The following is a 13,594-nucleotide window of genomic DNA, read 5'->3' as shown; positions in this document are numbered from 1 at the left end:
GCGCACGCGCCCGCCCGGCCGGACGCCTCGGCCGGGACGTCGGCGCGGGCGTCGTCCACGAGCGCGTCCGCGTGCTCGGCCGTGAGCATGCCGAGGATGCCCGGCATGCCCGCGAGCTCCGCGACGGCCTCGCGGCACGCCGCGCACGTCGCGAGGTGCTGCTCGAACGCGCGCCGGTCGCGCGGGCTGAGCGCGCCCAGCACGTAGGCGGCGTCCCACTCGCGGTACGGGTCCGGGGTGGCGGTCATGACGAGACTCCCTTCTCCTGCAGCGCGAGCCTCAGCGCGCGGAGCGCGTAGTGCATGCGGGACTTGACCGTCCCGGGCGGGACGCCGTGCGCCGACGCCATCTCGGCCACGGAGCGCCCGTGGTAGTACGCGTCGACGACGACGGCCCGGTGCTCGGGCGAGAGCGACACGAGCGCGTCCGCGACGAGCCACGCGTCGAGGACGGCCTGCGTCGCGTCGGCCTCGCCGTGGTCGGGCACGTCGGCGCTCGCGAGCTCGCGCCGGTGGTGCGCGCTGCGCAGCTCGTCGACGACGAGGTTGCGCGCGACCGTGAAGAGCCACGCGCGCACCGAGCCCTCCGGGCGCTCGAGCACCTCGGGGTGGCGCCACGCGCGCAGCAGCGTCTCCTGGACCACGTCCTGCGCCTGCGCCGGGTCGTCGGTGAGGCGCGCGACGTAGCGCTCCAGCGCGGGACCGTGCGCGGCGTGGACCGCCCGCAGCAGGTCGTCGGCGTCGGACCGCACGCGCGGCACCTCCCCGTCCGTCACGACCCGGACGCCGGCACGAGGTCGAGGCCGAACTCGACGCTGCCCGCGTCGTCGACCGTGACGAACCCGAGGCTCGGCGCCTCGACGTCGAAGTCGGAGAACGTGATCGGCACGCTGCCCACCACCTGGACGCCGTCGGCGGTCGTCCCGACCTGCGCCTCGACCGTGACGGCCTGCGTCACACCGTGGATCGTCAGGTCGCCCGTGAGCTCGACGTCCGCCGAGCCGGCGGGCAGCTCGACGGGGGACGTGAGCGCGAACGTCGCGGTCGGGTAGGTCCCGACCTCGAGCGCGTCGCCCCGGAAGTACGCGTCGCGCGGCGGCTCGTCGGTCGCGACGCTCGCCATGTCGACCTCGATCGTCGCCTCCGTGAGCGCGCCGTCGGCGACGGTGAACGACCCCGTGACCTCGTCGGTCCGCCCGGTGACCGTGACGTCCTCGCCCTGGAGCACCTCGTGGACGCGGTACCCGGCGTAGGAGCCGTCGGCCACGGTCCAGTCGCCCGCGAGGCTCGCCGGGTCCAGCGCCCCCGCGTCGCCCGACGACGCGTCGAGAGCGGGCTCCTCGGCCGCGGCGCGGTTGTTCCAGTCCGCGTACAGGCCGGGGCCGAACGCGACCACCGCTCCGCCCAGCACCACGACGCCGACCCCGACCCCCACCAGCACCTTCGTCCTCCTGCGCACGTCCGCTCCTCCCGATCATCCTCCGTCGACCCCGTCACCCAGGGAGACGAGGCAGCCGCCCGATCGGTTCAGTCGAGTCTCGCCGCGGGATCCGATGAACCGCACGGCGAGCCGCGCCGTCGTGAGAGTAGGGGCCGTGCTCGCGACCCCGACCGTCCTCTCGAGGAGTCGACATGCGACGCACCCTGACCATCACCGCCCCGGCCCGGACCGCCCGCGCCGCCCCCGCCGTCGTGCTCGTCGCCGCGCTGGTCGGCGTGCTCGGCGGGTGCTCCGGCGGGGGAGGCGGCCTCTACGGCGGAGGCGGGAGCAGCCCGTCCACGGACTCCGGCACGACGAGCGACGGCGCGACCGGCGACGGCACGGGCTCCGGGCCGGCCCTCGGGACGGCCGACTCCTCCCTCGGCACCATCGTGGTCGACGGGCAGGGCATGACCGTCTACTACTACGACAAGGACACGAAGGGCTCCGGGACGAGCGCGTGCGAGGGCGAGTGCGCCGCCGCGTGGCCCGCGGTCCACGCGGCGAGCGCGGAGCCCGAGGTCGAGGGCGTCACGGCCGAGGTCGGCACGATCACCGGCGTCGACGGCGAGCTCCAGGTCACGGTCGACGGCCGCCCGGTCTACACGTACGCGGCCGACCAGGCCCCGGGCGACGTGTCGGGCCAGGGGGTCAACGGCGTCTGGTACGTCGTCGCGCCGGACGGCACCGAGATCATGGACGCGGCCCCCGCGGCCGGGTCGGGCTACTGATCGGTGCGGCCGGAGTCGTCTCGACCGAGCGAACCTGGCGTCGGGTCGTCACCGTCGCGGCGCAGGAGGACTGCGGTGCGGACGCGCATCGCCGCCGCTCGGGGCTCCTCGTGCTCCCACAGCCGGATCACGATCCATCCGAGCTCGCGGAGGACTCGATCGGTGTCCCGGTCGCGAGCCTTGTTCGCCGATAACTTCGCGTTCCACCATTCGCTGTTGGACCGGGGACAGGTCCCGTGCTCGGGGCACCCGTGCCAGAAGCACCCATCGACGAAGACCGCGACCTGCAGGCGCGTGAAGGCGACGTCGATCGTCCTTCGTCGCTGGCCCGGGACCGGAAAGGCGACGCGATAGCGGAGACCGAGCGCGTGGAGCTCCCGGCGAAGGTCGAGCTCCGCAGCGGTGTCACGACGCTTCGCCCTGCTCATCCGCCGCGACACGGCTTCTGACGACGCTCCAGGGTGTGCTGGGACGTGCTGTGGAGTCGGGCCTTGGTGCGGCACGGGCACTGCCGATCAGCCCAGTCAGGCCGTGGCCTTCGGGAGCGTCTCTGCGAACCGGGACTGGCCGTCGGCGACGACCGCCGGCAGGAGGTCGTCCGGGCTCTTCGGCGCGTCGTCGATGAGGGCCTTCAACAGCGCACGGCCCTGCTCGGTCTTGCGCAGAACTGCGGAGTCTCGTTCGGCGTGCGCTCTCAGGACGTTCCACACTGCTCCGACGTTCACGCCGTTGCCGAGCTGCTTGTACGTCGCAGCGGCGGCCTGCGGGCCGAAGTCGAAGTTGTCGGGAAAGCCCTGCAGGCGAGCCGCCTCTCTCGTGGACAGACGTCGACGGAGCGGCCCGATGATCGACGTCTGGGTGATCGCCACGAGCGCGGGGAGGTGCGTGGGTCGCTTCGCCCGGATCCCTGAAGGGCGGAGCTGGAGGACACAGTCCCAGAGGCGCGCAGTCTGCTGTGCTTGCCATTCGAGCTTGCGCCGCGACGGGGGGAACGACTGGAGGTCGTGGCGAGCAGCCCACATGTCCAGCTGGCCCTTGTAGCGGGTGTAAAGCTCGGCGTTCTTGACGAGGAAGTTCCTCTTCCAGGTCGGGACGGCCTCCCAGGTCTCTGGGACATCGGGAGTGCGGTAGGGAGACTCTCCTCCGTCGATCCAGGCGTCGAGACGCTCCTTCTTCACCCAGTGGTCTGCCCAGATGGGGAAGCCGGGCAGCGTCGCTGCCCTGCCATCGACGCTCGTCTTGCGCACCTCGCGCCACATGGTGACGACGAAGTCGTCCCATGCGTCGATCCATGCGACCTCAGCGGGGGTGAGGCCGGTGCCGGGAGCATCCGTCTCGAGAACCGGGAGGTCGTGGAGCAGATCCCACTCCTCGTCTCCGCGCAGGGACAGGTTCGGGAGCGGAGGGCCCGGCTCGACGACGTCGCCGTCCGGGTCGTAGGTCGCCGTGATGAAGACTCGCTCGCGCACCTGCGGCCGACCACCCCGCTCGAGCGGGAGGAGATGCGGCGAGAACACCGTCGGTGTCTGCGAGACGCGGTAGCCCTCGTCGCGGAGGGTCTGAATGATCACGTCCCACTCGTGCCTGTGCCGAGGTCCAGCGAGATTCCGGACGTTCTCCAGCAGGACGACGGTGGGGTGGTGCGCCTGGATGATCTTCAGGATGTTCCAGTAGAGCGTTCCTCTGGTCTCGTCCATGCCGCGCTGTGCTCCCGACTTCGAGAACGGCTGGCACGGGAAGCCCGCTGCCAGGAGGTCGTGAGCCGGGACGTTCATGACGCTGTCGTTCGCGTCCTTGGTGATGTCCCCCAGGGGCGAGTGGCCCCAGTTGCGCTCGTAGACCTCGGCCGCAGCCCTGTCGATCTCTACCGAGTAGACGCACTCTCCGCCGAACGACTCCAGCGCTGCGGCAAACCCTCCGATACCGGCGAACAGGTCGATGTATCGGAAAGGCGGCGCAGACGTCGTCGTGGTGCTCCCGTCTCCCATGGTCGACAGCTTGGCAGCTTGGTGGTACGGGGTCAAATCGACACGCTCCTGAGGCACACACGGAATCTAGGGCGAACCACCCACACGCGTTGAGCACGAGCCAAGACGGAGGTGCTTCGAGATCGCGCGCGGCCGGCCGTCGCCCGAGGTGCGCTCCCATCGGCTGATGACATGTGCCGACACGCGATGCGGCATGAGCCAGCCGGGTCCACGTGCCGTGTGGTTCGCTTCCTCTCGTGTCGAACGTCACTACCGAGAACTTCAACCCGGCGCAGACGATTCCGGAGGCGAGCGCGCGCATGTTCGCGCTGACCGGAGCCCCTGCCGCCGGCACGCGTGGACCGAAGCGCTCGCTCGTCGCGCTCGCGCAGAACCTGGGCCTCGACGTCGACCTCCAGGCGGTGAACGCCGTGCTCGGCGAGCAGATCGCTGGAGCGCTCGGGACACCCTGGGTCCGAGGTCTCGACTACGTCGATCTCCAGGTGACCCTGATCGGGATGAACAACCTGCTCCAGGCCACGTCCGCGAGCATCATCCGGCTGTCGCGCCAACGCGCGGTCGCTAGCGCCTCGGTCGCAGAGGTCCTCCGGGCGTTCCCGGGATTCCGCCCCGCGTCGAACAAGCAGGCTGCGGTGAACCGGCTCTGCGACATCGCGGGTGTACCGCACGACGTCCTCGGTCCAGGCGGGAAGGAGCACACCTGGACGCTCCGAGACGTCGCGCGGCGGGTTGCGCCCCAGCTGCTCGAACGCAGACTCACAAAGCATGCTCTGGCAGCCGCGCTCTCCGCCGAACTGGGAGTCCCCTGGCTCGACACCGCCGGCTCGACCGGCGCATCGATCACCCTCGACGGACTGAACCTTCTGCTGGCGGGCGCCGAGCGAGCCGTCGGTCTCGCCTCGGCCGCGTGGAGAACGGCGACGGAAGAAGGCGCGGCGCTCGTCCACGCGCTAGCCGAGGAGCTCCCCGCGCACTGGGACGGCGTCGACTGCATCACCTGGATGCGGGACTCCGGGTCGACGCAGTGGCGGCAGATCGAGTGGTTCGGCTTCTACTTCGAGGAGCGGTTGCGAGAGATCTTGAATGCTCGTTTTCCCACCCCGCTCGTCGGCGGCCCGAACATCCGGTACGGGAACACAGTCTTCGACTACGCGTCCCCGACCCGGGTCTGGGACGCAAAAGCGCACACCGCATGGACGAGGCCCTTCCCCTGGGACGGTGCTGCCCCCTCGAAGCGTTCGGGCACAGAGATGTGGCTCAACGACGCTCAGGCGGTTCGCGCTTGCGTCTCCGAGCAAGGTCTCGGATTCCTCATCGTCGACGGGCGCGCCGGGCTCGACACGACGGGAGAGTTCCGCGCCTGGCACAAGAGCGTGGGCGAGTCAGGAGGACGGGCGCTGAGCGGATACGTCGCGAGCACGGGAAGGTCGCGACCCCGCAAGGCGGAGTGGACCCCGCTGGAGCTCCGCGCTATCTGGATCGAGGACTCGGCTGCGCTCGACGCGGGGATCGCAGCCGGGTGGCTCGCCCAGAAGGAGCAGCCCGACTGGGGCACCGGCGATGCACGGAGACCGCGCAACGACAAGTTCTCGGCAAAGCCCTCAAAGGCGGGCGCGTGGCAGGTGGCCTCCCATACCTGGGTGGCAGGGAGCTGATTCGAGGAAGGACCGACGCTGCGGGAACAGCGCCAGGGCAGGCGAGATCGGTAGGCTCGGCACGTGAATCGGGCACGCGCCGGAGAGGTGAGCGAGAGGCGCTTGATCTCGCTGGCACGGACACCAAGAGACACGCCCTAGCCGCCGCTGTCAGCCGAGTGGTCACCAGCGGGTTGATCGCCTGTCACCTCGTCCAGCGCCCCCCGGACGAGGAGTTCCCACTTGCGCGCCGTAGCCTTCGCGCCTTGCCGAACAAGCCAGATGCGGTAGAGGCGCACAAAGCGGTCCGTGAACCGCGCCGCCATCAGCGGGGAGCACCAGAGGAAGCACTGATCAAGGAGCTCACCGGCGGACGTGATGATCTTCGTGACGGTCTCATGCTCAGTCGCGAGTGGGGCCTCAAGTGTGCGCAGGTGGTCGTTGCCGGGACCGAGAGCGAAGTAGATCGCCCGTGAGTAGTTCCGCGCGGCGAGCTTGGCGATGAAATTCTTCACCTCAGCCTCGTCGACGTTGCCCCGGTGCTTAGCCTCGGCGACGAGGGTCGGCTCGCCACCATCCATCACCTGCACGTCACCGGGGAGCTTGAACGACGGGTCGTTGATCCCGCCAGAGAGCACGCCGTCACCGAAGGCCGTGGCGAGGGCTGCTGCCAGGAGGGCTTGGCAGCGGCGCCCCCCTTCGGGGTCCTCGTCGAGCAGGTCGTTGACGGCTCTGATGACGACCGAACGACGCTGCCCGACGAACTCGCTCTCACGGTCGGAGTGGGCGTGGAACTCGACGTCGACAACGCAGGCGCGGATGAAGGCGACAAGACCCTCGCGGGCATCATCGACGGATCCAGCGGCGATCGCGTCGAGGAACGTGTCTAGGGTGGCGTAGTCGGCATCGGTAACACCGCGAGGCCTGGGAACAAATACTGCCTTATCGGCCCAGGGGTTGTTGTTGAACGGGGCGACTCCGCTTGGTCCAAGAAAGACTGCCTGACCCGGAAGCTCCGTCTGCCCTGCCAGCGCGCTGGCAAGGAGGCGGTACAGGTCGTTAGCCGAGTATCCGCCCGCGCCCGATCTGGCCTTGATGGACTTGACGTTAGCGGTCGGGGACAGCGCGCGAGCGAGCAGGCCCGTGACATAGATGGCCGGATCGGTCGCCTTTCGCGTGAAAGCTCGCACGGCGGCGGCTCTTGCGGCCCATTCGTCTGAGACGGGCGCGCCGTCGCGGACGGCTTCCAGCACGGCTGTCACAAGGCTGAGCGTGTCGGCCTTATCGAAGGCGACGGCACCGTCCTCAGAGACCTTTACGCTGACAGAGAGTCGTTTGAGGGCCTCAAGGTCGTTAGCCACCGCGCCAGAGTATCCGCTCATTAGCCACGGGTACCCACCAGTCTGGTGTCCCGGTTCGCGCGCCCTGAGAGGGAGGCGGAGCGGCTGACCCGGATCTTGAGCGTGGCGGTCAGACTTCTGGAGGAAGCCTCGGTCCTCGCATGCAAGCCAGGCCCCGAGCAGTGGCACGGACTATGGCGTGAGAGGCCGAGCGGCACAGAGATCCTGCCGAGGAGCTCTTGCTTCGTATCCTCTCCGTGGATCCAGGTTCGGCGCTGCTCGTAGGTAAGCGCTCGAGATAGGTGCCGTTGCAGATTCCGCACCACGCTCGTGGCACGCCGTGCAGGCCCTCGCTGTCCTCAGCCACGTGCGGCATCGAACCGCACGAGCAGGAGAACGGGCGACGTGCATGGACGTCGAACACCTGTGGAGGTCAGATGGAATCGTGCTCCGGGCCGGTGTCGGGTGGGCTCTACAAGGCGAGCGGCGGTGAGCTGAGGCAGAACGGGTGGCCCTCGGGGTCGGCGTAGACGCGGAAGAGGTCGTCGGGGTGGCCCTCCTCCTCCGGCGTCCCCGTGAGGGGGCGCGCGCCGCATGCGAGGGCGTGCTCGTGCGCCGCGGCGAGGTCGGGCACGTCGAGGTCGACGTGCACCCGGGCGCCGCCGGGCCAGGGCGGGACGTCGGCGTCGGAGCGCTGGAAGGCGAGGCGCGACGCGCCGCCGGGGATCTGGAGGGAGAGCCAGTCGTCGCCGGCCGGGTCCGTGCTCTCGTGGCCGGGCGTGTACTGCCAGCCGGTCAGGCGGCGGTAGAACTCGGCGAGCGCGCGCGGGTCGCGCGCGTCCACCGTCGCGTTGCGGAGCCGCATCGGCCGCGGGTCCGCCACGGTCAGCCGACCTGCTCGCGCAGCCACGCGACGTCGGTGGGGACGTCCGCGTGCGTCTCGCAGACGACCGACGTCCCGGCCGCTCGGACGACGCCGAGCAGGAGCTCGGGGTCGATCGTGCCCGCCGTGAGGCCGGCGTGGCGGTCGGCGCCCGACCCGGCGGTGTCGCGGCTGTTGTTGAGGTGCACGAGGTCGACGCGGCCGGTGATGGCGCGCACGTCGTCGACCGCCGTCGTGAGGTCGATGCCGCCCGCCCACGCGTGGCACGTGTCGAGGCAGAACCCGACGTTCTCGGCGCCGTCGGCCTGCTGCACGGCCGCCCACAGGCCCTCGATCCGGTCGAGGCGGCGGGCCATCGAGAAGTCGCCCCCGGCGGTGTTCTCGATGTACACGGTGACGTCCGTCTGGAGCGCGTCGATCGCCTTGCGCCAGTTGTCGAACCCCTTCTCCGGGTCCTCCTTCGCGGTGACGTGCCCGCCGTGGACCACGACGCCCGTCGCCCCGACCGCCGCCGCGCCGTCGACGATCTGCTGGAGGAGCTTGCGGCTCGGGATGCGGATGCGGTTGTTGGGGCTCGCGACGTTGATGACGTACGGCGCGTGCACGACGAGCTCGAGGTCCGCCTCCGCGGCCGCGGCCTTCAGCGCCTCCGCCCCGCCGGGGAAGGTGAACTCCGGTCCCTTCCAGGACTGGGGGTCGCCGAGGAAGATCTGGGCGACGTCCGCGCCGATGCTCGCTGCCTGGGCGACGGCGTCCGACTGGTCGAGGTGGGCTCCGATCCGCATGGGGTCCAACCTACGCGGCGCCGCCCACGGCCGCGGAGCGGGCCGGGAGATGGGCGGCGCGGCACTGTCGAGCAGAAAATCCATCAGTTTGATTTATACTCGCTGCCACGGCGCGAGCGCGTCGAGCGCCCGTGCGTCGGCACGTCGCGCGCACCCGACGAGGAGGACGAGTGGCCGAGCCGATCACCCTGCACGCGAGCGCGACGGAGGCGGGGCGACCCCTGACCCACTTCTGGAGCACGGTCGTCGGCGCCGGGCGCGCGAACGAGGGGCTGCGCGCCGACTGGCAGCGCCACCTCGCGGAGGTTCGCGCGGAGTGCGGGTTCGAGTACGTGCGGTTCCACGGCCTCCTGCACGACGACATGTTCGTCTACACCGAGCGCGAGGACGGCACGCCCGTCCTCAACTTCCAGTACGTCGACGCGCTCTTCGACGCGCTGCTCGACGCCGGGGTGCGGCCGTTCGTCGAGCTCGGCTTCAGCCCCCGCGCGCTCGCCCGGGAGACCGAGACGGTGTTCTGGTGGGGCGCGCACGGCGCGCCGCCCGTCGACCTCGACCGGTGGTCGTTCCTCGTGCGCTCGCTCGTCGAGCACTGGGTCGCGCGCTACGGCCTCGCCGAGGTCCGCGAGTGGTATTTCGAGGTCTGGAACGAGGCCAACCTGCGCGGCTTCTTCCGCGGCACGCGGAGCGAGTACCTCGCCCTCTACGCTGCGTCGGCCCGGGCCGTGAAGGCCGTCGACGAGCGTCTGCGCGTCGGCGGGCCCGCGACGTCGAACTTCGTGCCCGACGCGCGCTTCGACGGCGAGACCGAGGACTTCCAGGTGCACGAGGCCACGCTCGGCGCCGACCTCGACTCCCTCGACTGGAAGCCGGTCTGGCTCGAGGCGTTCCTCGACTTCTGTGAGCGTGAACACCTGCCGGTCGACTTCGTCTCGACCCACCCGTACCCCACGGACTGGGCGCTCGACGAGCACGGCCAGGGCGCGCGCCTGACCCGCGAGGTCGACGCGACCCCGAAGGACCTCGCCCTCCTGCGCCGCCTGGTCGACGCCAGCGCGTTCCCCGACGCCGAGATCCACCTCACCGAGTGGAACTCGTCGTCCTCGCCCCGCGACTTCACGCACGACACCGTGCCCGCCGCCGTCTACGTCGTCCGGTCCGTGCTCCGCTCCATCGGGACGGTCGACTCGCTCGCCTACTGGACGTTCACCGACGTCTTCGAGGAGGGCGGCGCGGGCGACGAGATGTTCCACGGCGGGTTCGGCATGATCACGCTCCAGGGCGTGCCGAAGCCGACGTTCCACGCCTACCGCATGCTGCACGCGCTCGGCGACACCCTCCTCGCGACGGCCGACGACGGCGTCGTGACGCGCCACGACGCGACCGGCCGCGTCACGGCCCTCGTGCACCACTACCCGGCCGAGGTCACGCGCTCGGTCCCCGCCTCGTTCGACGACCGCACCGTCGCCGACGAGACGGAGGCGGCCGGCTCGCCCCGCGACGTCGCGCTCGTCGTCGAGGGCCTGGCGCCCGGCGCCGTCGTCGAGCTCGAGACGCTCGACCCCGAGCACGCCAACCCGGTGGCCGCGTGGCGGGCGATGGGCGCGCCGTCGTCCCCGACGCGCGAGCAGACCGCGCTCCTCGACGCTGCGGCCCGCGACACGCGGCGCGAGTCCGTCGTCGTCCCGGCCGACGGTGTCCTGCGGGTCGAGCGGACGCTCGCCCCGTGGTCGCTCCTCCTCGCCCGTCAGGTCGCGTGAGGGGCCGGATCGTGCGCGCCGGTGGGAAGATGTGGCGGGGCGGGCGCCCGGCCCGGTCGTCGTCGACCGGGCGCGAGCAAGGAGGCAGGGCGTGACGATCGACCAGGCGGAGCCGCAGGCAGGCGCGCAGTCCGCGGCGCGCCGCGGCACCAATCTGCCGCGCATGGGCGACTTCAACGAGTCGGTCATCCTCGACGCGATCCGGCGCGCGCCGGAAGGACTGAGCCGCGTCGAGCTCGCCGGGGCGACGGGGCTGTCGGCCCAGACCGTGTCGAACATCTGCCGCCGGCTCCTGGAGTCGGGACTCGTCGCCGAGGCGGGCAAGAAGAGCGGCCGCGCGGGGAAGCCGCGCACCGTGCTCCAGATCGTCCCCGGCGGCCGGTACGCGCTCGGCGTCCACCTCGACCCGGCGGTCATCACGTACGTCGTGCTCGACCTCGCCGGGCGCGTCGTCCACAGCCTCCGGCGCCCCACGCCCGCCGTCGTGGACCAGGAGTCGACCATCGCCGCGATGGCGGAGACGATCGACGCCGTCATCGACGCGTCCGGCGCCGAGCGAGACCGCATCCTCGGGCTCGGTATCGCCGTGCCGGGACCGATCGACCTCGCGAGCGGGTCCGTCGTCGATCCGCCCCGCCTCGAAGGGTGGGGACGGGTCCCGCTGCGCGACCGCCTCGCCGAGGCGACCGGGCTCCCCGTCCTCATGGACAAGGACGTCATCGCCGCCGCCGTCGCCGAGCGGTGGGCGGGCGCGGCGACCCACTCCGGCAACTTCCTGTTCTTCTACCTCGGCGCCGGGTCGGGCATGGGCGTCGTGGTCGACGACGTCGTGCTGCGCGGCGCGTCCGGCAACGCCGGCGAGGTCGGCGGCCTCGACGCGAACTGCACCACGCGCGCCCTGGTCAACGAGGCCGTCTCGGCAGGCGTGCTCGACGCCGTCCCCGGCCGCGGCCCGAGCGTCGAGGGCGAGCAGCTCGCCCGGCTCGTCGACCTCGCCGCGGCGGGGGAGCGCGGCGCGCAGGTCATCATCGACCGGTGGGCGCGCCGCGTCGGCACGGGGGTCGCCGCCGCCGCCGCCCTCCTCGACTCCGAGCTCGTCGTGTTCGGCGGACCCAACTGGCCGCTGCTCTCACGCCGGTTCTTCGCGACGGTCGAGCCGATGATCTCCAGCTCGCCGTTCGTCGACAAGATGCACGACATCCGCGTCGTCAGCACGCACCTCGGCGAGGACGTCGGCGCCGTCGGCGCGGCCTGCCTCGTGCTCGACCAGACGCTCTCGCCCCAGCCCCAGGCACTCCTCCTCGGCTGAGCGCGAGGTGCTGCCGATCCGGCTCAGCGGTCCTTCGCGAGGTCCGTCGGGCGCCGGAGCGCGAGGTCCGCGGTCGCAGCGAGGGTGACGACGGCCCAGGTCCCGGCGAGGACCAGCCCCCACAGGACGGGCGTCGTCGGATCGAGGTACCGGGCGTGGAGCACGACGACGGCCAGCGTCGCCGCCGTCGTGGCGACGCCCGCGACGAGGAGGGTCTCGAGCGCGACGAGGACGAGCAGCGAGCGCGCGGACGTGCCCGAGAGCCGGTAGACCGCGAGCTCGCTCGCGCGCAGCCGGTACGTGACGGCGGTGGTGACGGCGCCCAGGAGCCCCAGGAGCACGGGCAGGAAGCGGCTCGGCCGGTCCAGGAACTCCTGCACCGGGTCGCTCGTCGCCCGCAGCGCCTCGGTGCCGACCACGGCGTTGCCGCTGACGTGCAGCGAGGCGATCTGGGTCGCGGCGACGTCGTCGAGGGCCACGAGGGGATCGAGCACGACGACGCAGCGCTCGACCTGGGTGTCGTCGGGTCGGAGGGGCACCGTCAGGGAACGGCCCGTCCCGACCCCTTCGCGCAGGACCGGGGTCCGCGCGGAGTCGAGCGCGCCGTCGCCGACGAGAACTCGCTGGTCCGCGGGCCCGGTCCGGTCGAGCAGGCCCGCGCCGACGAGGGCGTCGACGCCGGCGAGCCCGGGGACGAGGGTCGTCGACGCACGCTGCACGGGGACGTCCGGCCCGACGGGTACGACGAGCACGCTGCCGCCCGGGACGACCGCTCCCGCGGCCTCGACCCCCGGCGCTCCCGCGAGCGCCTCGCACGACGCGCGTGAGACGAGGGCGGGCTGGTCGGGGTTCGCCTGCATGTAGCTGACGACGCCGCGCCCGCGCTCGGCGAGGTCGTCCAGCTCGTCCTGGAGCGACGCGGTCTCGAGCGCGACGAAGGCCGCCGTGCCCGACCCGAGGACGACGGCGAGCGCGACCGCGGGAAGCAGCCGTGCCGAGCGACCGAGGGTGTTGCGCAGGGCCTCGCGCGCGAGGTCGGCGACGCGCCAACCGTCACGCACGGACGACCGCCTCCCGCCGGAGCGGGACGGTCGCGTCGGCGGCGGCGACGAGCACCGGGTCGTGGGTCGCGACGACGATCGTCGCGTGCGAGACGAGCCCGGCGAGGATCCGGGCGACGAGCTCGGTGTTGGCGGCGTCGAGGTTGGCCGACGGCTCGTCGGCGAGGATGAGCTCCTTGCCCGACGCGAGAGCGCGCGCGAGCGCGACCCGTTGGAGCTCGCCGCCGGACAGGCGCCGGGCCTGCTCGCCAGCCCGGTCCGCGAGCCCGACCTGGTCGAGCGCGGCGCGCGCGGTGTCCCGGGCCTCTCGTCCGGGGCGGCCCGCCGCGAGCGGTGCGACGAGGACGTTGTCGAGGACCGTGCGCCGCCCCAGCGCGTTGGACCCCTGGGGGACCCAGGCGACGACGCCGGGCGAGGGCGGCCTGGCCGACCCGTCGGGTCCGTGGAGCTCGATGCGGCCCGTCTCGAGCCGTTGGTACCCCGCGACCGCGGCGAGCAGCGACGACTTGCCGCTCCCCGACGGTCCGACGAGCGCGGTGACGCGCGCGGGCTCGAACGTCGCGGTCAGCCCGCCGAACACCGGGACGGGCCCGAACGCGATGGCGGCGTCGATCACGTCCACGC

14 protein-coding genes are annotated in these 13,594 nt (G+C 71.9%); 4 read left to right on the top strand and 10 right to left on the bottom strand.

Features of this window, described 5'->3' with window-relative positions:
- From FB00_RS17565 to FB00_RS17555, 3 genes are all read right to left on the bottom strand, one after another.
- On the bottom strand, positions 1-248 hold a 248-nt coding region (locus FB00_RS17565; protein ID WP_047234204.1), incomplete at its 3' end, for an anti-sigma factor family protein.
- On the bottom strand, positions 245-751 hold the full coding sequence (locus tag FB00_RS17560) for a sigma-70 family RNA polymerase sigma factor (protein WP_218027151.1): 507 nt from the start codon (positions 749-751) through the stop codon (positions 245-247). The genes FB00_RS17560 and FB00_RS17565, both read right to left, overlap by 4 nt.
- Positions 752-771: 20 nt before the next feature.
- On the bottom strand, positions 772-1,458 hold the full coding sequence (locus tag FB00_RS17555) for a YceI family protein (RefSeq protein WP_047234203.1): 687 nt from the start codon (positions 1,456-1,458) through the stop codon (positions 772-774).
- A 173-nt stretch (positions 1,459-1,631) separates the two neighbouring features.
- Here FB00_RS17555 and FB00_RS17550 point away from each other — a divergent pair, with 173 nt between their 5' ends.
- Complete coding sequence (locus FB00_RS17550; RefSeq protein WP_047234202.1) at positions 1,632-2,210, top strand: hypothetical protein; 579 nt, start codon at positions 1,632-1,634, stop codon at positions 2,208-2,210.
- Here the strand turns inward: FB00_RS17550 and FB00_RS17545 are convergent.
- The gene (locus FB00_RS17545) at positions 2,204-2,638 is read right to left on the bottom strand and encodes a very short patch repair endonuclease (RefSeq protein ID WP_047234214.1); all 435 of its coding nucleotides are present in this window, start codon (positions 2,636-2,638) and stop codon (positions 2,204-2,206) included. The genes FB00_RS17550 and FB00_RS17545 overlap by 7 nt on opposite strands.
- 96 nt (positions 2,639-2,734) lie before the next feature.
- Positions 2,735-4,198, bottom strand: coding sequence for a DNA cytosine methyltransferase (locus tag FB00_RS17540; protein WP_047234201.1), 1,464 nt, complete (start codon positions 4,196-4,198; stop codon positions 2,735-2,737).
- A 236-nt stretch (positions 4,199-4,434) separates the two neighbouring features.
- Between FB00_RS17540 and FB00_RS17535 the strand changes: the two genes are divergently transcribed.
- Positions 4,435-5,853, top strand: coding sequence for a hypothetical protein (locus FB00_RS17535; protein ID WP_047234200.1), 1,419 nt, complete (start codon positions 4,435-4,437; stop codon positions 5,851-5,853).
- A 137-nt stretch (positions 5,854-5,990) separates the two neighbouring features.
- Here FB00_RS17535 and FB00_RS17530 read toward each other — a convergent pair whose 3' ends face one another.
- From FB00_RS17530 to FB00_RS17520, 3 genes are all read right to left on the bottom strand, one after another.
- Positions 5,991-7,193, bottom strand: coding sequence for a restriction endonuclease, SacI family (locus FB00_RS17530; RefSeq protein ID WP_197088845.1), 1,203 nt, complete (start codon positions 7,191-7,193; stop codon positions 5,991-5,993).
- A 451-nt stretch (positions 7,194-7,644) separates the two neighbouring features.
- Positions 7,645-8,037 carry a VOC family protein gene (locus tag FB00_RS17525; RefSeq protein WP_047234213.1) on the bottom strand — a complete coding sequence of 131 codons (393 nt, stop codon included), beginning with the start codon at positions 8,035-8,037 and terminating at the stop codon, positions 7,645-7,647.
- Positions 8,038-8,057: 20 nt separating this feature from the next.
- Positions 8,058-8,840 carry a deoxyribonuclease IV gene (locus FB00_RS17520; protein ID WP_047234198.1) on the bottom strand — a complete coding sequence of 261 codons (783 nt, stop codon included), beginning with the start codon at positions 8,838-8,840 and terminating at the stop codon, positions 8,058-8,060.
- Between the two features lie 170 nt (positions 8,841-9,010).
- On the opposite strand from FB00_RS17520, the gene FB00_RS17515 reads away from it, so the two are divergent.
- Positions 9,011-10,600, top strand: coding sequence for a GH39 family glycosyl hydrolase (locus tag FB00_RS17515; protein WP_047234197.1), 1,590 nt, complete (start codon positions 9,011-9,013; stop codon positions 10,598-10,600).
- Positions 10,601-10,691: 91 nt separating this feature from the next.
- Complete coding sequence (locus FB00_RS17510) at positions 10,692-11,909, top strand: ROK family transcriptional regulator (protein WP_047234196.1); 1,218 nt, start codon at positions 10,692-10,694, stop codon at positions 11,907-11,909.
- A gap of 23 nt (positions 11,910-11,932) precedes the next feature.
- Here the strand turns inward: FB00_RS17510 and FB00_RS17505 are convergent, their stop codons facing one another.
- Together FB00_RS17505 and FB00_RS17500 are read right to left on the bottom strand one after the other, a co-directional pair.
- Entirely contained in the window at positions 11,933-12,970 is a 1,038-nt protein-coding gene (locus tag FB00_RS17505) for a hypothetical protein (protein WP_047234195.1), read from the bottom strand.
- On the bottom strand, positions 12,963-13,592 hold the full coding sequence (locus FB00_RS17500) for an ABC transporter ATP-binding protein (protein WP_172820061.1): 630 nt from the start codon (positions 13,590-13,592) through the stop codon (positions 12,963-12,965). The genes FB00_RS17505 and FB00_RS17500 overlap by 8 nt, the downstream gene beginning before the upstream one ends.
- Positions 13,593-13,594 lie beyond the last annotated feature (2 nt).

The sequence above is a fragment of the Cellulosimicrobium funkei genome, from assembly GCF_001019615.1.
Taxonomy (GTDB): Bacteria; Actinomycetota; Actinomycetes; order Actinomycetales; family Cellulomonadaceae; genus Cellulosimicrobium; species Cellulosimicrobium cellulans_E.
The sequence above is the reverse complement of the archived record's forward strand: the minus strand, read 5'-3'. Positions and strand labels throughout refer to the sequence as shown.

Coding starts and splice junctions, on each gene's coding strand:
- FB00_RS17545 (WP_047234214.1), bottom strand. CDS start 2,638: ATGAGCAGGGCGAAGCGTCGTGACACCGCTGCGGAGCTCGACCTTCGC.
- FB00_RS17525 (WP_047234213.1), bottom strand. CDS start 8,037: ATGCGGCTCCGCAACGCGACGGTGGACGCGCGCGACCCGCGCGCGCTC.
- FB00_RS17520 (WP_047234198.1), bottom strand. CDS start 8,840: ATGCGGATCGGAGCCCACCTCGACCAGTCGGACGCCGTCGCCCAGGCA.
- FB00_RS17540 (WP_047234201.1), bottom strand. CDS start 4,198: ATGGGAGACGGGAGCACCACGACGACGTCTGCGCCGCCTTTCCGATAC.
- FB00_RS17550 (WP_047234202.1), top strand. CDS start 1,632: ATGCGACGCACCCTGACCATCACCGCCCCGGCCCGGACCGCCCGCGCC.